This is a genomic window from Photobacterium sp. TY1-4, assembly GCF_025398175.1.
GTDB lineage: Bacteria > Pseudomonadota > Gammaproteobacteria > Enterobacterales > Vibrionaceae > Photobacterium.
In genome coordinates this window covers 1,294,596-1,316,797 of record NZ_CP099735.1, presented here as the reverse complement: position 1 = coordinate 1,316,797, position 22,202 = coordinate 1,294,596, and the positions used below count along the sequence as shown (strand labels likewise).

General features: G+C 55.3%; 15 protein-coding genes and 1 pseudogene. 8 read left to right on the top strand and 8 right to left on the bottom strand.

All coding sequences use genetic code 11. The features are described 5' to 3' along the window. Positions 1-90: 90 nt before the first annotated feature. Complete coding sequence (locus NH461_RS22685; RefSeq protein ID WP_261603229.1) at positions 91-648, top strand: NAD/FAD-utilizing enzyme; 558 nt, start codon at positions 91-93, stop codon at positions 646-648. A gap of 112 nt (positions 649-760) precedes the next feature. On the opposite strand, the gene NH461_RS22680 is transcribed toward NH461_RS22685, so the two are convergent. The 5 genes from NH461_RS22680 to NH461_RS22660 are packed head-to-tail and all read right to left on the bottom strand — an operon-like array spanning position 761 to position 5,423. After that, positions 761-1,126, bottom strand: a complete 366-nt coding sequence (locus tag NH461_RS22680; RefSeq protein ID WP_261603228.1) for a cytochrome C oxidase subunit IV family protein — start codon at positions 1,124-1,126, stop codon at positions 761-763. 8 nt (positions 1,127-1,134) lie between these two features. Next, the gene (locus NH461_RS22675) at positions 1,135-1,824 is read right to left on the bottom strand and encodes a heme-copper oxidase subunit III family protein (protein ID WP_261603227.1); all 690 of its coding nucleotides are present in this window, start codon (positions 1,822-1,824) and stop codon (positions 1,135-1,137) included. Between the two features lie 13 nt (positions 1,825-1,837). Beyond that, positions 1,838-2,458: a cytochrome c oxidase subunit 3 gene (locus tag NH461_RS22670; RefSeq protein ID WP_261603226.1), complete on the bottom strand. Its 621-nt coding sequence runs from the start codon at positions 2,456-2,458 to the stop codon at positions 1,838-1,840. Beyond that, complete coding sequence (gene ctaD / locus NH461_RS22665; RefSeq protein ID WP_261603225.1) at positions 2,445-4,262, bottom strand: cytochrome c oxidase subunit I; 1,818 nt, start codon at positions 4,260-4,262, stop codon at positions 2,445-2,447. Before ctaD ends, NH461_RS22670 begins: the two co-directional genes overlap by 14 nt. 57 nt (positions 4,263-4,319) lie before the next feature. Continuing rightward, on the bottom strand, positions 4,320-5,423 hold the full coding sequence (locus tag NH461_RS22660) for a cytochrome c oxidase subunit II (RefSeq protein WP_261603224.1): 1,104 nt from the start codon (positions 5,421-5,423) through the stop codon (positions 4,320-4,322). Between the two features lie 437 nt (positions 5,424-5,860). Between NH461_RS22660 and NH461_RS22655 the strand changes: the two genes are divergently transcribed. Together NH461_RS22655 and NH461_RS22650 are read left to right on the top strand one after the other, a co-directional pair. Beyond that, positions 5,861-6,775, top strand: coding sequence for a DUF808 domain-containing protein (locus NH461_RS22655; RefSeq protein WP_261603223.1), 915 nt, complete (start codon positions 5,861-5,863; stop codon positions 6,773-6,775). Between the two features lie 131 nt (positions 6,776-6,906). Then, complete coding sequence (locus NH461_RS22650; RefSeq protein ID WP_261603222.1) at positions 6,907-7,539, top strand: hypothetical protein; 633 nt, start codon at positions 6,907-6,909, stop codon at positions 7,537-7,539. A gap of 149 nt (positions 7,540-7,688) precedes the next feature. On the opposite strand, the gene NH461_RS22645 is transcribed toward NH461_RS22650, so the two are convergent. Both NH461_RS22645 and ptsG read right to left on the bottom strand, forming a co-directional pair. Next, entirely contained in the window at positions 7,689-10,748 is a 3,060-nt protein-coding gene (locus tag NH461_RS22645) for an EAL domain-containing protein (RefSeq protein WP_261603221.1), read from the bottom strand. A gap of 471 nt (positions 10,749-11,219) precedes the next feature. Next, positions 11,220-12,608 carry a PTS glucose transporter subunit IIBC gene (gene ptsG, locus NH461_RS22640; RefSeq protein WP_261603220.1) on the bottom strand — a complete coding sequence of 463 codons (1,389 nt, stop codon included), beginning with the start codon at positions 12,606-12,608 and terminating at the stop codon, positions 11,220-11,222. Between the two features lie 1,402 nt (positions 12,609-14,010). Here ptsG and NH461_RS22635 point away from each other — a divergent pair. The 5 genes and pseudogenes from NH461_RS22635 to NH461_RS22615 all read left to right on the top strand — a co-directional run bounded on the left by NH461_RS22635 (position 14,011) and on the right by NH461_RS22615 (position 19,532). Further along, entirely contained in the window at positions 14,011-15,954 is a 1,944-nt protein-coding gene (locus NH461_RS22635; protein ID WP_261603219.1) for a PTS mannitol transporter subunit IICBA, read from the top strand. Between the two features lie 113 nt (positions 15,955-16,067). After that, complete coding sequence (locus NH461_RS22630; protein WP_261603218.1) at positions 16,068-17,210, top strand: mannitol-1-phosphate 5-dehydrogenase; 1,143 nt, start codon at positions 16,068-16,070, stop codon at positions 17,208-17,210. Between the two features lie 160 nt (positions 17,211-17,370). Continuing rightward, a complete protein-coding gene (locus tag NH461_RS22625) occupies positions 17,371-17,706 on the top strand; it encodes a hypothetical protein (protein WP_261603217.1) in 336 nt (111 codons plus the stop codon). 146 nt (positions 17,707-17,852) lie between these two features. Continuing rightward, a pseudogene (locus NH461_RS22620) lies at positions 17,853-18,866 on the top strand (PTS mannitol transporter subunit IICBA); the annotation flags it as partial. A gap of 135 nt (positions 18,867-19,001) precedes the next feature. Next, positions 19,002-19,532: an MltR family transcriptional regulator gene (locus tag NH461_RS22615; protein WP_261604612.1), complete on the top strand. Its 531-nt coding sequence runs from the start codon at positions 19,002-19,004 to the stop codon at positions 19,530-19,532. A 180-nt stretch (positions 19,533-19,712) separates the two neighbouring features. Here the strand turns inward: NH461_RS22615 and NH461_RS22610 are convergent, their stop codons facing one another. Next, positions 19,713-21,836 (bottom strand): methyl-accepting chemotaxis protein, encoded by a 2,124-nt coding sequence (locus tag NH461_RS22610; protein ID WP_261603216.1) that lies wholly within the window; start codon positions 21,834-21,836, stop codon positions 19,713-19,715. Positions 21,837-22,202 lie beyond the last annotated feature (366 nt).

The following is a 22,202-nucleotide window of genomic DNA, read 5'->3' as shown; positions in this document are numbered from 1 at the left end:
TCTGTCAGTGTGCAAACGCTGTCATTGTTTGTGATCCAGGCGTTCAGGTCATCAAATTCGGGGCCTGCACGGCCTTGTCAGGAGTCCATCATGAAGCGAGTCTTTTATATCAGCGATGACCTGGACGATCTTGAATTAGTGGAATATGAGCTGGAGCTCAGTGGGATCAGCCCGCCGCAAATTCATGTGTTGACCGACAAGGATGCCGACGTCTCCAGCCATCATCATCTTCATCCGGTGAAATCTTTTATGCGGAACGATATTGTCCACTCAACCGAAATCGGCGCGGTGATCGGTGTCGTGGCCGCCGTGCTCGTCCTGCTGGTTGCGTATTTTTCCGGCGCGGTGGCGGCGGTCGGCTGGCTGCCGTTTATCATGCTGGCGATCGTGATGCTGGGATTTATCACCTGGGAAGGTGGATTGTTCGGGATCCAGGAGTTGCACTATCAGTTTCGCCGCTTTAAACAGGTGCTGAGTGCCGGTCAACATGTGTTGATGGTGGATGTAGAGCCGAACCAGGAGCTCACCCTGGCCAATGTCACGCTGGCCCATGACAAACTGAAACCAGCCGGGACCGGCAAGGCCCCGCCGCACTGGTTGATCAGCCTGCAAAATCAATGGGCGAAAATGAAACGCACCATGCCCTAATAAACGTGCCCTAAATCTGTCCTAAATTCCCCCGAGTTCCGCAGCCCCGTAATGGGGCTGCGGCTTGTTGAATGATCTCCATTCGTCACGGATATACCTGGGGATGCGGGATTTAGTGGCCGACTGAGTGCGGCACAAACGGCGCTTCATGGAAGAACAGCTCCCGCAACTGGAAAATATAATCGGCTTCACTGACCATCAGCGCGACCAGCACCAGCAGGACCAGCGGCGGCAGGAAAATGGTGTACACCAGTGCCAGCCGCTCCCACCGCATATGCATGAAGACGCTCGCAATCAGCCCGGCTTTGAGGATCATGAAAATCAAAATCAGGCTCCAGCGCAGCAACCCTTCGAGGTGGAAGTAGTCCACCAGATATGACAGGGTACTGAGGAGGAACAGCAGGCCCCAGATTTTGAAATACAGGCTGATCGGGTGCTGTTGTTTGTGTTCGACTGAGTCGGAATGTGACGGGCTCATAGGGCCTCCTACCACAAGTAGAAAAAGGCAAAGATAAAGACCCACACCAGGTCCACGAAGTGCCAGTACAGTCCGGCGATCTCCACGATTTCGTAATTGCCGCGGCGATCATAATCGCCGCGCCAGACTTTCCCGGCGACAATCAACAGGTAAATGACTCCGACACTGACATGCAGGCCGTGAAAGCCGGTGATCATGAAAAAGCTGGCGCCGAACTGGGCGGCACCGGTTTCATTGCCCCAGGGACGGACGCCTTCTTCAATCAGTTTGCTCCACTCAAACGCCTGCATGCCGACGAAACTAGCGCCGAACAGGGCGGTGATCACCATCAGCAGGGCTGCCTGGTTGCGCTTACGCCGATAACCGGCATTGACCGCCATCGCCATGGTGCCGCTGCTGGTGATCAGGATGAAGGTCATGATCGCGATGAGGATCAGCGGAATACTCTGCCCGCCGATGGTGAGGGCGAACACTTCACTGGGGATCGGCCAGGGGGTAGTGGTGGTGATCCGCACCGCCATGTAGCCGGTCAGAAAGCAGCCGAACACGAAGATGTCACTGAGCAGAAACAGCCACATCATGGCTTTGAAGGGCGAAATCGGATAGACCGCCCGGTCGGCTGAGAAGTCGTTGACGATGCTGGCCCATGGTCCGGTTTGGGCGGTGCTTTCCCCGTGACGGGGCGAAGGAGAGTTCATGGTGGTGTACCTCTTAGGTCAGTCGGAACAGGCCCAGTAAAAATAACCAGATCAGCAGCAAGAAGTGCCAGTAGCGGGCACATAAGCGCAGCGACGGGTAGAGGGCGTCGCCGTGACGGGTACCGGCGTGATAGATCACCCAGCCGAGGGCAACCAGCCCGCCCAGTATATGCACGCCGTGCAGCCCGGTAAGCAGGTAGAAAAAGCTGTTGGCCGGGTTGTGCCCGACCCGGATGTTCAGGGTAAGCAGTTGCTGCCAGACCCACAATTGGGCCAGCACGAATCCCAGTGTCAGGCCGACCGCCAGTTGCAGCAGCGAACGGCAGGCTGTCAGAGAAGGCAGCAGTGCGGCTTTGCGACAACACAGATGCAACGCGACGCAACTCAGCACCAGCAGCACGGTACTGACGCCGAGTTGCCACGGCTCGCTCATCGGCTGCCAGTCGCTGAGGTTCATCCGGATCCGGTAGGCGACGGTGAACAGGAAAAACATCACGGTGATCACGGCCATCAGCAGCCACACCCCGGCCGAAGCGGGCGCCCGCCGGATGGGGGGAGCAAATGCGCGATCGCCGTCCGGACTCAGGGTTGGGGTGGCTCGGGCCGGCGTGGTGCGGGGATCAGGTTTCATCATGGCCGCTCCTTAAATCGGTTTGGGATAATGGCCCGGGGTCCGGTGCTGCCCCGGCGTCAGGTTCGGGATCGGCTCCGGGTTCAGGTTGCGGTGCATCCGGCGGGGTGGTTTGCGGAATGTAATCTTCCGTGTGTCCCGGGACGCTGAAATCGTATGCCCAGCGATACACCACCGGCAGGTGTTCGCCCCAGTTGCCGTGTTTCGGTGGCGTGTCCGGTGTCAGCCATTCCAGCGAGGTGGCCCGCCATGGATTGGCTGAAGCTTTCTGGCCGTGCTTGAGGCTCCAGGCCAGGTTGAACAGGAACATCAGCTGGGCGGCCCCGACAATCAGCGCGGCGATGGTGATGAATGCATTGAGGGTCTGGGCCGACTCGGGAATAAAGCTGTAGTCTTCATAGGCGTAGTAGCGCCGTGGCATGCCCAGGATCCCCAGATAGTGCATCGGGAAGTAAATCGCATAGGTGCCGAGGAAAGTGATCCAAAAGTGGATATGGCCCATCGCCGGATTCAGCATCCGGCTGGTGATTTTCGGATACCAGTGATAGATGCCGCCGAAGATCACCAGGATCGGCGACACGCCCATGACCATATGAAAGTGAGCAATCACAAAGTAGGTGTCGGAGAGCGGAATATCGACCACCACGTTGCCGAGGAACAGCCCGGTCAGGCCGCCGATGATAAAGGTGCTGATAAACGCGATGGCAAACAGCATCGGCAGGCTGAGATGGATATCGCCGCGCCACAGGGTGAACAGCCAGTTGTAGACCTTAATCGCCGTTGGGACGGCAATGATCAGGGTGGTGGTGGCAAAGAAGAAGCCAAAATACGGATTCATTCCGCTGACGTACATATGGTGCGCCCAGACGATAAAGCTCAGGGCGGCGATGCCGACAATGGCCCAGACCATCATTTTGTAGCCGAAGATGTTTTTGCGGGCATGGATGCTGATCAGATCCGACACAATCCCGAAGGCAGGCAGGGCGACGATATAGACTTCCGGGTGACCGAAGAACCAGAACAGGTGCTGGAACAGGATCGGGCTGCCACCGCCGTAATCGGCCTGCTGACCCATCGACATGATCGCCGGCATGAAAAAGCTCGATCCCAGCAGTTTGTCAAACAGCATCATGATCGCGCTGACCAGCAGGGCCGGGAATGCCAGCAGCGCCATAATCGAGGCGGTGAAAATCCCCCATACCGTCAGCGGCATCCGCAGCAGGGTCATCCCTTCGGTGCGAGCCTGCAACACGGTGGTGACATAATTGAGGCCGCCCATGGTGGCGGCAACAATGAACACCGCCAGTGAGATCAGCATCAGTACAATGCCCCAGTCGGTGCCGGGGGTGCCGGGCAAAATGGCCTGCGGCGGGTAAAGGGTCCAGCCGGCGCCGGTCGGGCCGCCGCTGACAAAAAAACTCGCCACCAGAATCAATGAAGCCACTAAGTAAAACCAGTAGCTAAGCATGTTGAGGAAAGGAAATACCATATCCCGCGCACCGACCATCAGCGGGATCAGGTAGTTACCGAATCCGCCGAGAAACAGGGCGGTGAGCAGATAGACCACCATGATCATCCCGTGCAGGGTCAGGGACTGGTAATAGGTTTCCGGGTCAATGAACTCGAATACGCCGGGGAAGCCGAGTTGTAGCCGCATCAGCCAGGAGAGCACCAGGGCGATCAGGCCCATGGCAATCGCGGTGAGTGAATACTGAATCGCAATCACCTTGTGATCCTGGCTCCAGATATATTTGGTCCAGAATGACTGGGGATGGTCGCCGTGTTGCGACCCTGTGTAACCTGTCATTATCTCTCCCTTCTCTTTCGCTGTGAGCCCGTCCTGACTTGAGGCACCGCCTCCGGTTTATGGCGTGGAGACCGCTTTGATATACGCGATCAATGCGTCGATTTCCTGATCGCTGAACTGGTAGACCGGCATAATGGCCGGATAGCCTTTGACGACTTCGACATTGGCATTAAGGATGGCGCGGCGCAGGTAGGCGTCATCCACCTCGATTTGGGTGTCATCGGACAGGGTTTCGGTTTTACCGTACAACCCAAGCCAGGACGGGCCGACCCCGGGCTTGCCATCGATGCTGTGGCATGCGATGCAGCCGTTCACTTGTGACAGGGTTTTGCCGAGGCTGACTAAATCTGTGGCTTCGCCGGCTTCCGGCGGGCGTTGGGTATCGGCAAAGGTGGGCTGGACGGCCAGCCAGGCACCGAAAGCGGCGTCATCTTCAACCACCACCCGGCCACGCATATTGAAATGACCGACGCCACACAGCTCGGCGCACAGGATGTCGAACGTGCCGCGCCGGGTCGGGGTCAGCCAGAAATGGGTGACGGTGCCCGGGACCAAATCCATCTTGGCGCGAAATTGCGGCACGTTAAAATCGTGTAATACATCTTTTGAGCGCAACAGGACTTTGTAAGGGGTAAACAGCGGCAGGTGCAGTTCGGGGCTGAGGATCACCTTGTCATCGGCAGCGGCCGGATCGTCCGGGTCCAGGCCGAGCGGGTTGGTGGGGCTGACAAAACGAATATCGCTCTGGCCCAGTTGCTCGTCCTGTCCCGGGAATCGAAAGCTCCACCGCCATTGCTCCCCGACCACTTCAACGAATTTGGCATCTTCCGGGACACTGACAAACTTGCCGTACACCACCAGGCCCGGGGCCAGCAGTGCGGCAATGCCAATTGCGGTGAGGCCGAACAGCCAGCTTTCGAGTTTCTTGTTTTCCGGCTGGTAGTGGGATTTTCGCCCCGGCTGATGGCGATAGCGGATCACCAGCCAGGCGATCAGCAAATTGATGCCAATGAAAAATACCCCGGTGATCACAATCGTCAGGGTCAAGGCATCGTCGATTTCACCCCAGTTTGAAGCCGCCGGTGTCAGCCACCACGGACTGTAAAAGTGAAAAAGGACCGAGACAATCACAATGAGAATCAAGGCAATGGCAATAGCCATAGGTGCAACACCTTCGCGTCGTTGCGTCCCTGATAAATACCGAAGTCAAATGATCTCCGCTGGGGGAGTCCCGAAAAGTGGCCGTCAGTAAAGCGGGCGGGGTGGGGCGGTTTGGTCTGTGTTGATCCGGTCTGTTGATCTGCGCCATCGCCGCTCTACGGCTTGAAACTTTCTTCAATTGTTCTGTTTGAATCATAACTGAGCTTAGTGGAGGAATACCCGGCGCGCGAGTCATGCGGTTGTTTTCTGTTCAGTTGTCTGAATTGTGAGGACTGGTAGCACGTTTGTTTGATCCAGGTCCATACGCTTCAGGTATTTCCGGTTGCAACCGGGTTGCTCGTGGGTGCATAGTCTGAAGGTGTATACCTTTCTGGACCCGATTGAGGGTGGCGAGCAGCCTATACTGTTGCCTGATAGCTGAGAATGAGGAGAAGGTTTTGGCCGGTGCGAGTTTGTTAACCTTGCTAGATGATATTGCCACCGTGCTGGACGATGTGGCGGTGATGAGTAAAGTCGCTGCGCGCAAGACCGCGGGGGTGCTCGGGGATGATTTGGCACTCAATGCCCAGCAGGTCGCGGGTGTTCGGGCCGAGCGGGAAATCCCGGTGGTCTGGGCGGTGGCCAAGGGGTCGCTGCGCAACAAGTGTATCCTGGTTCCGGCGGCGTTGCTGATCAGTGCGATCGCGCCCTGGCTGATCACACCTTTGCTGTTGCTCGGGGGGCTTTACCTGTGCTTTGAAGGGGCGGAGAAAATCGCCGAAAAGTGGCTGCACGCTCCCCGACCGGAGGAAAATGCCCTGCTGGATGAGCTGGCGCAGGCAGAGCAGCCGGAGGACATTCTGGCCTTTGAGCAACAGAAAATCCGGGGGGCGATCCGGACCGATTTTATTCTGTCGGCCGAGATCATCGTGATTGCGCTGGGAACGGTGCAGGAAGCCAGTTTTTCGACCCAGGTGCTGGTGGTCAGTGTGATTGCCTTACTGATGACCATCGGCGTGTATGGTCTGGTGGCGGCGATTGTGAAGCTTGATGATTTGGGGCTCTGGCTGGTCAAAGGCAACCCCGGGCGCTCGGTGCGCCATGTGCTGGGCAGCGGCCTGATCAATGCCGCCCCGTACCTGATGAAAGTACTGGCAGTCGTTGGTACCGCGGCGATGTTCCTGGTCGGTGGCGGGATCATCATGCACAGCATTCCGCACGCCCATGTTTGGGTCGAGCACCTTGTCGAACAACTTGCCCGCTTGCCGGGGGCTGGCTGGCTCCTGCCGGCATTGATCAATGCCGGGGCCGGCCTGCTCGCCGGTGCTGTGGTGCTGGCCGGGGTCTCGATGGGCAAACGGCTTGCCAGCTAGTTCGGGAATGCTTTGGTGTCTTGTTGTGCAACTGATCCGCGCAGGTGCGTGGAAGACGGCAGAAGCTGGTATTGTGGCAGCCAATGCGATTAAGATAGCAGGTTATATCGTTGATCTCAGAGAAAACAGACATGAATAAACTTCTGCTGACAGCCGCCCTGACCTCGATGTTGTGGGTATCGGGGGCGAGCGCGACGGATGCGCAAACCGGGCAGGCATCCCCAGCCGCGGCGCTTGCAGAAACAACGGCGCCGGTGGTGTTTCAGGAGATCCCGGTGTTGATGGCTCAATTTGAATCAGCGCCGGTCTATCGCAAAAAAGCGTTGACGCTCGGCCGTTTGCCGCAGCGTCGTGAGCTGGATCGGATGCTGCCGACCTTCGTTGCTGATGAGCACGGTAAACCTGTGCTGGAAACGGAAAACACCGTGACTAATGTGGTGGTTATTGCCCGCCATCCCGTGCCGATCAGCGGGGCGGTCTATAACGAGTGGCTGGTGCCGATGGAAACCTGGATTGAGATCTACGGCGCCCTGCCTCAGAGTGCGGAGTTCGAGCCGTTTCAACGGGTGAAAACGATCAGGGCGATCCCGGTGACGGAGGAAGTGCTGCAACTGTTGGGCAGCCGAAATGGCGAAACAGCCCAGATCGCCGTGGACTGGAACGAGCAGGGTATGACTGTCTATAAAGGCGGTTACCTGACGGATGGCGGTTACGGGATTGCCCCGCACGAGATGGCACAATTCTACGAGCTGGTAGAAGAGTGATCCGAATGGGGTGATTTGGTTGCCGGATAGAGCTTGCTGAAATGAAAAACCCCAGGCCTTCGGGCTTGGGGTTTTTTATGGCATCTGTTTTTCAGAGACGTCGTACGAATTGCGTTGTCACATGCTGCACTGATTTTGAAGACGGCAGCTTAAGCCGGCAGATCACTGGGACTTTGGGCCGCTTCTTGATTGACGTTCAGTAAGTTTTCGAACATGTCGGCAGGTTTCGGCATTGAGAACAAAATGCCCTGGCCATAATCGCAGCCGGCATTGATCAGAAGCTGGCGCTGGCCGCCTGTTTCGATCCCTTCCGCGACCACTTCCAGGCCCAGTTTATGCGCCATCACGATAATGGCTTCACACACGGCCAGGTCATCGGAGTCGGCACTCAGGTTGCGCACGAAGGACTGGTCAATCTTGATATTGTCGACATCAAACTTCTTGATATACGAGAGTGAGGAATAACCGGTACCGAAGTCATCCAGCGCCACCTGGATCCCGGCATCCCGGAAAGCCAACAGTTTTTCGGTGACGGTCTGGCTGGCATCAAGCAGCAGGCCTTCGGTGATCTCAATGGTGATGGCTCGGCCGGGCAGCCCGAGTGCATGGAGATGTGCAATCCAGCTATGGATATCATTGCCTTGCTCGCGAAACTGGAGCGGGGACTTATTGATACTGATCTGGAACTCCGGGTGGAAATCCCGGCGCCAGATGGCGACCTGCTGGGCCGCCTGACGGAATACCCAATCCCCCAGTTCAACAATCATCCCGGTTTCCTCGGCAATCGGAATAAATTCAGCCGGTCCGATATAGCCGAGTTCCGGATGCTTCCAGCGCAGCAGCGCTTCGGCTTTGATGATTTCACCGGTCCGTAAATTGACGATGGGTTGGTAGTGCAGTTCCAGCTGGTCGCAGCCGAGCGCCTGACGCAATTCATTGCCCAGCCTGCGGCGGTATAAGGCATCTTCCTGCATCGAGGCGGTAAAGTAGCGATAGCTGTTGCGGCCTTGCCCTTTGGCGGCGTACATCGCCTGATCGGCGTTCTTCAACAGGGTGTCGGCGTCGGTGCCGTCTTCCGGGAACAATGTGATGCCGATACTGGGTGAAATGTAGATGGTTTCCACATCGATATGGAAAGGCTTGGCAAACTGGGCCAGGATGCGCTGGGAGACATGCGCCGCACCACGGGCATGCTTTTGCCCGCTCAGGATCACGGTAAACTCGTCGCCGCCGAGCCGCGAGACGGTATCGGTTTCCTTCACGCAATGTTGCAGGCGCTTGGCTACGGCCTTGAGCAGCTCGTCGCCAACATGGTGGCCGAGGGTGTCGTTGATTTCCTTAAAATGATCCAGATCGAGGAACAGCAGGGCCAGTTGTTCGCCATGGTGGTGTGCTTTGCGTTGCTCCTGCTCTAACTGGCTCAGGAACATATGGCGGTTCGGCAAGCCGGTCAGGGCATCGAAGTTGGCCTGGCTCCAGATGATCTGATCTGACTTTTTCTTCTCGGTAATATCAGAAAATTGCGCCACCCGACGCTGGACAGAGCCGTCCGGGTTGAAGATGGAGTTGATGCTCAGCCAGGCGGTATAGGTGCTGCCGTTCTTGCGGCACTGGTCAATTTCGCCCTGCCAGCAGCCGGTTGAAAACAGGGTGTCGACCAGCGTGTCGAAAATATTGCGGTCCTGATGGCGGGAAACCAGGATCTTCGGGCTCTTGCCTTTCACTTCATCGGGCTGATAACCAGTCATCGTGGTAAACGCCGGGTTGGTATCGATAATCTGACCGTGGCTGTTGGTTACCACCATGGCTTCATGGCAGTTCTGATACACCATGGAGGCCAACTGCATCGACGCCTCCGCCTCCTTGCGTTGGGTGATGTCGGTTTGGGTCCCGCACATGCGCAGCGGGCTGCCGTCCTCGCTGTAGTTGACGACTTTGGCGCAGTCGAGGATCCACTTGTAATGTCCGCGTCTGGTCAGGACCCGGTACTCGATTTTATGCTGCGGGGTACGGCCTTCCAGATGATCGGTGAGGGACTGGCGCACCAACGGGCGATCATCGGGGTGGATCCGGTCAAACCAGAACTGGCTGTCCGGGCTCATCTCTTCGGGGGTTGCTTCCAGAATTTCGGCCCAGCGATCGTTGCTCTGAATGACATTGGTTTGAATATTCCAGTCCCAGTAGCCGAGATCACTCCCGGTCAGTACCGAGGCCAGTTGCTCTTTCTTTGCCCGCAGTTGTGCTTCCGCCTCTTTGCTTTCGGTGGTGTCGATGATCCCCGCAATGAAGAACTGGATGTCATCCCCGACCCGGTAGCAGGCAATCGTCATATGGGCATACAGCAGTTCGCCGTTTTTGCGGATAAAGCGCTTGTCCATACTATAGCCCTGGATTTGGTCTTCGAGCATGGCTTGGTGTTGTGCCAGATCCGCTTCCAAATCGTCCGGGTGGGTGATATCGACCCAGCTCTGCAACAGCAGTTCTTTCTCGCTGTAGCCCAGCATGTCGCACAGGCGCGGGTTGACCCGGAGCCAGTGTTTGTCCGGGTGGGTGATGGCGATCCCGATATTGCCCAAATCGAATTGGGAGCGGAACAGGAACTCGTTCTCGCGCAGGGCCTCCGCCGTTTCATCCCGCTGGAGTCGCCGGGTAAACAGCATGCCGAGCGCCACGGTGATCACCGGGTAAATCAACAGCACCGGAAACGTGATACTGGCCAGTACCTGACGGGCGACCTCCCAGGGCAGGGTCAGCATCAGGCCGAGCATCGCCAGGTGGACGACGACCCCGAACAGGTACAGCTCCCGCACGGTGAGCTCGCTCAAAGGCCGTCGCCGCAGGTAGTGCCAGGCGATGCCCAGGCAGCCGGAAGCCCAAATCACGGAGATCCCGGTCAGCGCAGCCGTGCCGCCTTGCAGGTAGCGCAGGCTTCCGGTGATCAGCATGGCAACCGTGGCCGGAATCGCCCCGAAGAACAGCCCGGAAATGCTCAGGAGCACCGAGCGGGTATCGAAGATGATCCCCGGTGCATATTCCCAGGGTGTCAGCATGATCACCATGCCGATGGCCCCCAGGGCCAGGCCGGTAAACAACTGTCGGACAGGATTGAGGGAAGGATGGCCACGCCCGGCTGCAATATCGTAGATGATGATCATGGCCAGCAGCAGGGCAGCGTTGTAGACCAGATCGAGAATGCTGGCGTGATTCATGCCAATAGGGATCTCTTATTGCTCAAAATAGGTATATCTGCACAGTGAGTGCATGCTTATGCCTAATATAACAACTAAGTATCATAGTGCATATATTGGGTGAGGGTGTTGGCTTAAAAGTGTGAGTTGGTAATTGACGTGCTGCTTGTTGATAAATTGCTCTGGATATCATGCTGGTGCGGGGAGCCTGTGGTGAGGAAAATGTCTGGAGCAGGGTCTGTGGTGCAGGGTCTGTGGTGAAGGAGTCAGTGGTGTAGGGGTCCACGGTGTAGAGATTTGTGGTGCCGAGGTTTGTAATGTCGAGGTTTGCGATGCAGGGGCTGTGCTGCGGGGGGCTATTGTGCGGAAGATGCATGTCATGCCGAAACCGGGTCAGTGCGTTGCCGGGTGTCCCCTGGGGCTTTCGCTGAGCTAAAAAAAACCGGGCTGCTTAGCCCGGTTTGCGATAAGTGATCTTTGGAATCGGATGGATTATGCCAGCGCTTCCATTTGACCTTTAATGATTTCGGAGTGCGTTCCGAAGACTGCCTGGAAGTTATCGCCCTTGGCGAAGACACCGGCAGCACCCAGCTCTTTCAGACGCTCAGAGTTCACTTTTGAGCCATCGTGTACGGTGACACGAAGACGAGTGATACACGCTTCCAGATCTTTGATGTTGGCTTTGCCACCGAAGGCTTCGGTGATGTCTTTCGCCAAGCCGTCAGAAGCGGTGTTCACGTCAGCTGCTGCTTCTTTTTCGTCTTCACGACCCACTGTTTTCAGGTTCAGGGCTTTAATCAGCGCTGTGAAGACCAGGAAGTAAATCGCCGCGTAAACCAGACCGATAACCGGAAGCAGCCAGCCGTTGGTGGAGTGACCGAACAGCAGGGTGAAGTCAAACAGGCCGTGGCTGAACGTTGTGCCGTGTTTGATGCCCAGCAGAATCATCACGACGAAGGCAGAGCCAGCCAGCAGTGCGTGTGCAACATACAGAATCGGTGCAACGAACATGAACGCGAATTCGATTGGTTCGGTGATACCGGTCAGGAAAGAAGTTAGTGCGGCAGAGCCCAGGATTGACGCAACTTTCAGTTTGTTCTCTGGTTTTGCGGTCATGTACATGGCCAGACATGCTGCAGGCAGACCGAACATCTTGAACATGTAGCCACCCGCCAGGTTACCGGCTGTTGGGTCACCCGCCAGGTAGCGAGGGATTTCACCGCGAACCACTTCACCGGCAGCCGTTGTGAACTCACCGACTTCGTAGAAGAATGGTGCGTTCCAGATGTGGTGCAGACCGAATGGGATCAGCGAACGCTCAACAAGGCCGTAGATACCGAAGGCAACTTCCGGAGACTGGTATGCCGCCCACTCAGAGAAAGACTGAATACCGGCACCGATTGGCTGCCAGACAATTGCCAGGATCGCGGCAACCACACAGGCCGCCAGGGATGTGACAATCGGGACGAAGCGTTTACCGCCGAAGAAGCCCAGGTAAGTCGGTAGCTGGATAGAATGGTATTTATTAAACAGCTGTGCAGCAACCAGACCCATGATGACACCACCGAATACACCGGTATCGGTGCCTTCAGCCACCACGCCCAGGACGCGGGTCATGGTCAGGTAACCCAGTGCAGCAGCCAGGGCAGCAACACCGTCGTTCTTGGTAAAGCCCAGGGCAACACCGATGGCAAACAGCAGCGCCATGTTGGCAAATACACCCAGACCGGCTTCGGTCATGACTTGCGCAACGATGTCCGGCAGGAACTTCGCAACTTCAGCGTTACCACCAATACCCAGCAGGATACCCGCTGCCGGCATACAGGCGACTGGCAGCATGAGGCTGCGCCCCATTTTTTGCATCGTACTAAACACGTTCATTTGAACCCCCATTCATGATGAACATTAGATTGAGATATGTTGTGGACGTGACAATCAAGCCGCACTGAACCTGCCTGCCAGAATAATATTCAGACCGGAACATGAGGTGGATATATATTTCATCACTATCCGAATGACTCGGTTGAATAGCGAATTAAAATAAAATGATGATCACGTCGTATTAAAATTAAATTGTCTTTAAAATCATTATTTGTTGTTGATTGGAATTATATTATTGAGCTCTCCAATTCACGGTAATCATCATAAGTCAGGTGCGGGAATAATTACGCGTGATACGTCACACTGGACGTAACATAGTGTAACTTATAGTTTCTTTAGGTAACGAAAAAACAAGGCATTGTAAGTGCTGTGTAACGTGATACGGGGTTGGTACAGTGATCTTATTCACAGAAAACCAGAGGTCAATATTAGTTATGCATTAAAGATCAATTGGTTAAGCTCATTTTTTGGCTTGATAACTTTGTTACGTTCAGCGTGTAGCGTTACATTGAACGCCTGTGTTGCTTGAGGATTTCCGGAGCCCGGAACAATCCGGTTAAAGTATGGAGGTAATATATGACGAGATCATAACACGGTGTTGCGGTTCATTATTTTTATAGTATGCATTCAAAATGTTAAATGATCTCGGGTGCACTGTAAAATAAGTTTAATATAAATATCAATAGCGATATCAGAGTGAGTCAAACGTTTCCATTTCACAAGGGTGACAATCGCTTTCCGTTTCAGCAGCCAATAAAACCTCGGCAACCAAGGCAACTCAATTGATTGCATCGGCGTTGAAGTATTATGAATCAATGTCGAGCGATTGGCTGAGCCAGTGTGCCAGGATCGGCCGCTTGAGCTTTGAGCGGAGCGCTCTGTAGTGGCCGTATAGATGATGAGAAAGGTTGGTTACCCCTCGCACCGGATCACATATGGCGATGGATTCCCATGTGGAATATTCACCCGGTGTTGTATGTAATTAAGCTACAAAATGGCATATCTGGCATCGTGGAGAGGATTTTGACGCGGGGAACGGACGTATCAATGTGAGATAGGTCACACTCAATCTTAAGCTCATCGAGGTAAAAGTTTCATAATGTGATTTATGTCACAAGGAGTTTAAGTTTTAATCGTTTTAATTCTGTGATGTCTATCAATAATTTGTTATTGATTTTTACAAAAGTGGTGTTTTGTAGCTAAGTTACAAAGGCGTTCTGCAACGGAGATCACGTTAATTTTTTGCAAAGGGGGCGGAAAATCGGAGACTGATCACGAAAAACCCGTTCTCAGTTCCGTCTGGAAATTCTGTGATAGATTGATTGGGTACGAAGCAATCAACGGTTTTGGCGAACCGTTCTAACACTGATTTTTCAAACTGAACCTCAAACGGGGAATCCTTATGATATCACCTGATGCAAAGATCAAAATACAAAATTTTGGTCGTTTTCTCTCAAACATGGTGATGCCCAACATTGGCGCGTTTATCGCCTGGGGCTTCATCACTGCATTGTTCATTCCAACCGGCTGGGTGCCGAACGAAGCATTGGCTAAGCTGGTCGGCCCGATGATCACTTACCTGCTGCCCCTGTTGATCGGCTATACCGGCGGCAAGTTGGTCGGTGGCGATCGCGGTGCCGTGGTCGGTGCCATTACCACCACCGGGGTCATTGTCGGGACCGATATTCCGATGTTTATGGGCGCCATGATGGTGGGCCCGATGGGCGGCTGGGCGATCAAGAAGTTCGACAACTGGGTCGACGGCAAAGTCAAAAGCGGCTTTGAGATGTTGGTCAATAACTTCTCGGCTGGGATCATCGGGATGCTGTGTGCCATCCTGGCGTTTATGATGATCGGCCCGTTCGTGAAAATTCTGTCTGCCGGTCTGGCGGGCGGCGTCAACCTGCTGGTTGAAGCTGGCTTGTTGCCTCTGACCTCCATTTTTGTTGAGCCGGCGAAAATTCTGTTCCTGAACAATGCGATTAACCACGGTATTTTCTCGCCGCTGGGTATTCAACAGGCTAATGAGCTGGGTCAGTCGATTTTCTTCCTGATTGAAGCCAACCCGGGCCCGGGTCTGGGCGTGTTGCTGGCCTACATGGTGTTTGGTCGCGGGACGGCGAAACAAACCGCAGGCGGTGCGTCGATCATTCACTTCTTCGGCGGAATTCACGAGATTTACTTCCCGTATATCCTGATGAATCCACGTCTGATCCTGGCAGTGATAGCCGGTGGGATGACCGGGGTGTTCACCCTGACTCTGTTCAATGCCGGGATTGTGTCCCCAGCATCGCCGGGCTCGATTTTTGCGGTGTTGCTGATGACGCCGAAAGCCTCGTTTGCCGGGGTGATCCTCTCGGTACTGGCGGCAGCTACGGTCTCCTTCTGTGTCGCGGCAATCCTGATGAAAACTCAGCGTGAGACGGAAGATGAAGGCGATAGTCTGGCGTCGGCGACATCGAAAATGCAAAGCATGAAAGGAAAAAGTGCCCCGGCTGCAGCGCCAGCCGGTCACGTCAACCTGGCCCAAGTACAGAACATCATTGTGGCTTGTGATGCCGGAATGGGCTCCAGTGCCATGGGGGCCAGCCTGCTGCGCAAGAAAGTGAACGAAGCCGGCCTGACAATCCAGGTGACTAACTGTGCCATTAACAGCCTGCCACAAGAGGTGGATATCGTGATTACGCATAAAGATTTGACGGAGCGTGCCCGGAAGCATGCTGCCCATGCAACCCATATTTCTCTGACCAACTTCCTCGACAGCCAGGTGTATACCGATCTGGTGACCCGAATTGTCGCGGCTAATGGTCCGGACGCGGCCAATGATGATGTGTCGGCTCAGGTATCACCGATTGCCGCCAACGATGACTGCTTTGATACACAGGAACCACAGGAACCACAGGTGTTCCGAATCCAGGCAGAGAATATCCATCTTGGCCTGAGCGCAGGCAACAAAGAGGAAGCAATCCGCTTTGCCGGTGAGCAGTTGGTGAAACTGGGCTATGCAGAGCCGGAATACGTGGACGCGATGTTTGAACGGGAAAAGCTGGTGCCGACCTACCTGGGCGAGTCGATTGCGGTGCCGCACGGTACCGTTGAAGCAAAAGATCGGGTGATGAAAACCGGGATTGTGATTTGTCAGTACCCGGCCGGGGTGACTTTCACCGACGATGAAGACGATGTGGCAAAACTGGTGATCGGGATTGCCGCCAAAAATGATGAGCATATCCAGGTGATCACCACGATCACCAATGCGCTGGACGATCCGGATGCGGTGGCACGCCTGACCAGCACCCGGGATGTCAACGAAGTGCTGGCTATTCTGGCGGGCCAGCAAGCGGCCTGATCCCGACCGGGTTCTCTCTGATTTAAATCTTTGTTTTAAATCTCTGTTTCTAAACATTGGAGGCCGGCGTGCCAGCCGGCCTTATATGAATCGTCTTAAGGGTAGGAAATCACATGAAAGCTGTTCATTTTGGCGCGGGCAATATCGGCCGCGGTTTTATCGGTAAAGTTCTTTCAGATGCCAATGTTGCCGTCACGTTTGCCGACGTAGATGCCCCTTTGGTGGACCAACTCAGCCATGACCAATCATATAAAGTGAAAGTGGTGGGCACGAAATGTCAGGTTGATACCGTCACCCACGTCACTGCGGTGAACTCAGCCAGTCAGGATGTGATTGAGCAGATCATCCATACCGACTTGGTAACCACGGCGGTGGGTCCGAATGTGTTGGACATCATTGCGAAAACGATCGCCACCGGTCTGACGCATCGCTTTGAAGCGGGAAACAACCGCCCGTTAAACATCATTGCCTGTGAAAACATGGTGCGGGGCACGACCCACCTGAAAACGCAGGTCTATCAACACCTCAATGCCATTTATCACGATCAGGCAGATGAGCTGGTGGGCTTCGTCGACTCGGCGGTCGATCGCATTGTGCCGCCGTCGGAAGCAGCCAACGACCCGCTGGAAGTGACGGTCGAAAGCTTTAGCGAATGGATTGTCGACCAGCAACAGTTTAAAGGCGACATCCCGGCAATCGAGGGGATGGAGACTACAGATAACCTGATGGCCTTTGTCGAGCGCAAGCTGTTTACCCTCAATACCGGGCACATTATCACCGCTTATCTCGGCGCGCTGAAGGGCCATGAGACCATTCGCGATGCGATTGAAGACGGCGAGATCCGGGCGCAGGTGAAAGCGGCGATGGAAGAGAGCGGGGAAGTGCTGATCCGCCGCTATGGTTTTGATCGCCAGCTGCACCAGGCTTATATCGAGAAAATTCTCGGCCGGTTTGCCAACCCGCATCTGCGCGATGAAATCGACCGGGTCGGGCGTCAGCCGATCCGCAAACTGGGCGCCAATGATCGCCTGATCAAGCCGCTGCTGGGCACGCTGGAATACGGCACCGGCAATGTCTATCTGCTCAAGGGGATCGCCGCGGCCTTCAAATACGTCAACGACGATGATCTGCAGGCGATTGAGCTGCAACAGTCGTTGGGCGACAAAGGGCTGCGGGCAACTCTGGCGCACTACACCGGTTTGGCGGCAGACAGTGAGGAAGCCAAGCGAATTGAAGCTATTTTTCTAAACTTGTAACTGAAAGCCAGGCCGTGCTGTAACCGGGCCTGGGATCAAGTTCAGGCAAATCCGGTTGTACTGCAGCAAGGGAAGTGTCGCGGATGCTTCCCTTGCTGTTTTGATGTGATGCTTTGATTTGCTGTGGCATAGAGATGACGCGGGATGGAGATGACGTGGTATGGAGAGGAAACAAGCCGGACACCAATTCAGGATCTCAGATGTGATCGTCAAACCCGGCACGGTAGATCCGGACTTTCTCACCGATTTGTCGGGGTGGGTCGGGGTGATTCAGCGGATGGTGTTCAAGCACCCGCAGGAAGTGCTGTATCAAATCCGCTGGAGTGAAAAAACGCTGAAACGGTACGCTTGCTCGTTGAAACAGGCCTGCCAGGAGATGGGGCTGGATGTGACGTCAATGTACTTGTTGGAAAGTGAAATCGATCTGTATACCGCCGGACGTGGGGCAGGGCTCCCGGCGAAGTTGATTCCGGGCAAGAAGTGGATCTTACTTTAGAAAGGGAAAGGGAAAGGGAAAAGAGAAGTACCCGCTGAGAACTGTGCGGGCGGTCATTGCTTTTCATTCGTTCGATACTGAAGATGAACAACAGGCTCTCTTCAGTAAGCCGGTATATTCATCACCTCATCAGAATAGGACGCATTATGTTTACCCCTGCTATGAAACGGAACATTCATCACTTTGGTCGATTTCTGTCGAACATGGTGCTTCCCAATATGGGGGCCTTTCTGGCCTGGGGGTTGATCACCGCACTGTTTATCCCCAGTGGCTGGTGGCCGAACGAGACGCTGGCCCAGTTGGTCAGTCCCATGATGCTGTACCTGCTGCCGCTGTTGATTGGCTATACCGGGGGCAAACTCGTCGGGGGAGAACGTGGCGCAGTGGTGGGGGCGGTGACCACCATGGGGGCGGTGATAGGCACGGATATTCCGATGCTGATGGGTGCGATGGTGCTGGGACCGCTGGGGGGCTGGGCGATTAAGGCGTTCGATCGGATGGTCGAAGGGAAAATCCGCAGCGGCTTCGAAATGCTGATCAATAATTTTTCAGCCGGGATCATCGGTATGCTGGGGGCGATCCTGGCTTTTTTGATTATCGGACCGGCGATGACGACCCTGGCGACATTTCTGACCGCGGGCGTGAATCTGATGCTGGATGCCGGGCTGCTGCCGCTGACGGCCTTGTTTGTTGAGCCGGCCAAAGTTCTGTTTCTCAATAATGCCATTAACCACGGGATTTTTTCGCCGCTCGGGGTGAATCAGGCGGCGGCAACCGGGCAGTCGCTGTTTTTTCTGGTTGAAGCCAATCCGGGACCGGGCTTAGGCATTTTGCTGGCTTATCTCTGGTGCGGACGCGGGACCGGCAAGCAGACGGCTGGTGGCGCGGTGCTGATCCACTTTTTCGGTGGCATTCACGAGATCTATTTCCCCTATATTCTGATGAAGCCCCGGCTGTTGCTGGCGGCTATTGCCGGTGGGATGACCGGGACGTTTGTCCTGACGCTGTTTCAGGCCGGGATTGTCTCGCCGGCTTCACCCGGCTCGATTGTGACGGTGTTGCTGCTGACGCCCAAAGGCGCTTATGTCGGGGTGATCCTGTCGATTGTGGCAGCGGCTGGCGTGTCGTTCTTGGTGTCGGCCTTGCTGTTAAAGCTCCAAAGAGAGGATGTTGCGTCAAGGAATTGAATTGATTGAGAGAAATGGCATTGTCGCCAACCACTTAAAAATGGAATAATCCCATGCCGAAGGAGAAGTGCAGCAGCACTTCCCTGTGAAATAGAGAATCAAGTGACTATGGTAGACCGCGATCAAGAATCAGACATTCTGGAACGTCTCAATGCTTCCCCGACCGTTCGCGGTTTTTTTATCACTTCGGTCGAGGTGTTTGATGAAGCGGTTGATCGGCTGATCCAGCGGATTTTCCGTAAAGATGACTTCGCGGTGAAATCAGTGGTTGAGCCGTTGCTGGGCCAGTCCGGCCCGCTGGGAGAGCTGACCGTTCGGCTCAAGTTACTGTTTGGCCTGGGGGTGATCGCCGATGATCCGTACCATGACATTGAAGCGGTGATTCAGCTGCGGGATTTCCTCAACAATGAAGGGAAGGAATACAGCTTCACCGATCCGGCGGTGTTAACTGCGATTCAAAAATTGAACTCGGTGCAGGCGATGGGGGTCGTCCAACTGGAAATCGCCCCGCCGACCGATGATGCCGATCTCAGCTTTTATCAGATGCAACTGGCCCGCCAGGAGCAGATCATCAAATCTGCGCTCGCCCTGGCCGTCGCCGGCATCTGTGGCGAGCTGGATAAAGACAGCCCATTCTGAGCCCGGGCCAGCGACGTGCTCCTGGTGTTCATTCCGCACGTAACTATTTCGCAAGCAGCTATTTCACAAACAGCTATTTCGCAAACAATTAATTCGCAAACAGCCATTCCACAAGCAGTTATTTCACACTGAACGAACCTACACAACGGCGCCACATACGACAACGCCACACCTGACGACCTACACGGTTTTAGAGACTTCAAACCGCTCGACCAGCTGGTTGAGCTGATGGAGAGTATTTTTCAGCAGGGTGGTGCGCCGACCGAGCTGCCGGGAAGCCACTTCAAGGGATTGCGTGCTGGTATGCGCCCGGCTGGCCGTGGTGGTATGGGTCTGGCTGTTGCTGGCAATATGGTTAATATTGTCAAACATCGCTGCGACCGCCTGCTGGAGTTGCTGGCTGCGCTGGCCGTCATCCAGGCGGATTGTATTCTGCTCGACGTTTTTCACCCCTTGCTCCATATAGTTCACCGCCGTTTCAGATTCCTGGCGCAGCTTGTTCATGATACTGCCGATGTGATTGGCGGCCTGCGAGGTTCGGGTGGCCAGGTTGCGCACTTCATCGGCCACCACTGAAAATCCCCGGCCATGCTCCCCGGCGCGGGCGGCCTCAATAGCTGCATTGAGCGCCAGCAGGTTGGTCTGGTCGGTAATGTCGGCGATCAGTTTGACGATATCGTCGATCTCCTTCATCTGGCTGTTCACATCATTGACGCTCCGGGCCGAGGCCTGAACAATCTCCTTGATCCGGTTGATGTTCCCCACCGCCTGCTCGTACTCCTGCTGAGCATTATTGACCGTGTTTTGCATCTCCTGCTGCATGGTGGTGGCCGCAATGCTGGCATTGGCAATGTCCTGCTGCTGGGTTTGGGCCAGTGAGAGCATGGCATCGATGGCATCAGCGGTTTCCCGGCTCGATAAATCGACACTGTCGCAGCGCCGGAGCATGGACTCACTCACTTGTTGGACCTCGTGGGACGCCTGGATCATATCGCGCATGATACCATCCAGGTTGTCGATAAAGCTGTTGATCCAGCGGCCCATGTCCCCGGTTTCATCCGGGGTAAACTGACGGGTATCCAGCCGCTGCCGGAGGTTACCGTTGCCCTCGGCGATGGTCTGGATCACCGTCGACATTCGCTCCAGTTTGCGAGTGACCGGCGCGGCAGCCAACCGGGTAAAACTGAAGCTGCTGAGCACGATGGTCAGCAGGGTGAGCAATGCTTGCTGTAGCGGCGTCAGGGCCAGCCAGTGGGTCAGCAGCAACGGCGTGAGCAGGGAAAAAATCAGCGCCAGGGTGTATTGTTTGCTGAGCGTGAAGGCCAAGGAGCGATGGCGGTACACTTCTTCCAAATCAGCTTCGCACATCATGCCCCAGCGATCCGGTGAGCCCTTGAGCTGAAATGTCACCCCTTTACCGATCACCGGAATATGGCGGTAATCCGAGTAGCCGGGGTAGTCGATATACAGGTTGCTGCCGTTGGCGATGGTCTCCCGTACACCGGGATGCAGCTCGCGGGTGGCCGGATCGGTAAAGCGGATTTCAAATTCGGTATGACGGTGAATTTTGACGGTTCCCCATTGGGTGTGGACGCCGGATTTAAGGTTCTCGCCGTGGGAAAAAGTGTCATCTTCAAAACGGGAGCGCGAGAGTGCCGTGCCGGGCAGGATGTCGGGGTTCAGGCGCGAGTCGACCATGAAAATGTAGTTGTCGCCGGATTCGCTGTAGATGTGGCCGGCTTCCCGTTGGATCAGATCGCCCATCACATCGTTGGGCACCCGGCCGCACAAACAACCGATCACCTGATTGTCGACGACAAGCGGCTGGTAAAACATCAGGGTGACGGCATCATGAAAAGCCGAGCTGGAAGGGCCGATCGCCTCGGTGGCCGGATCCGGATAGGGTCCGTGCAGCAATGGCGCCGTGAGTCCTCTTGTTAGGATCGCTGGCTGGGGATGCCGGGTATTACGATGGGGGCGATAACTGGAGAAGGGGATTTCACCGTTTTCGCGAACGATAAAGAGTTCGGAAAAGTCACTGTTGCGCGCCAGCAGGCGGGTCAGCACCTCATGCTGCTCGCTGTCCGGTTTCGTGGCCACATACAAGGCGGCATTGTCGAGGAAATCCCATTGGGCATTGACCCAGGATTGCAGGATCTGAACCCGGTTGTTGGCGACACTTTCAAAGGTTTGCGTCAGCAGTGAGCGTCGTGAGCGATTGAGCCAGCAGGCCTTGTGCATCGCCAATTTTCCGGTCGCGCCCCAAACGGGCAACCAGCGTTTTTCCTGATTTGATAGATTCATCCCTTCATCCTTGTTTCAATCCGGCTTCCCTGCACGTCACGCCGGTCACTGCCATTATCGTTGAACTGCTCTCCTTTTTCACCGCGTTGTACGGTGGAGCGCGCTCAAGCGGGTGGCGTTTTTTGGGTGATGACTGAAAGCTGTGCCTGTTAAAAGCTGCGTTTGTTAAAAGCCGCGCCTGTTACAAACCGCGGCTGTTAAAAGCAGTGCCGGTTTATTGATTGATTTGTAATAAGGAATCTTTAGCAAGCTTGGTGCCATGTCCGAAGAAGTGAAAAGTTCTGTGAAATCTGGGGATTAGGCTCAATGTGTCGGCGCTAGCCGGTGCAAAGGCATCGATTCAAGCAGCGGGCGTACGGAAATGCG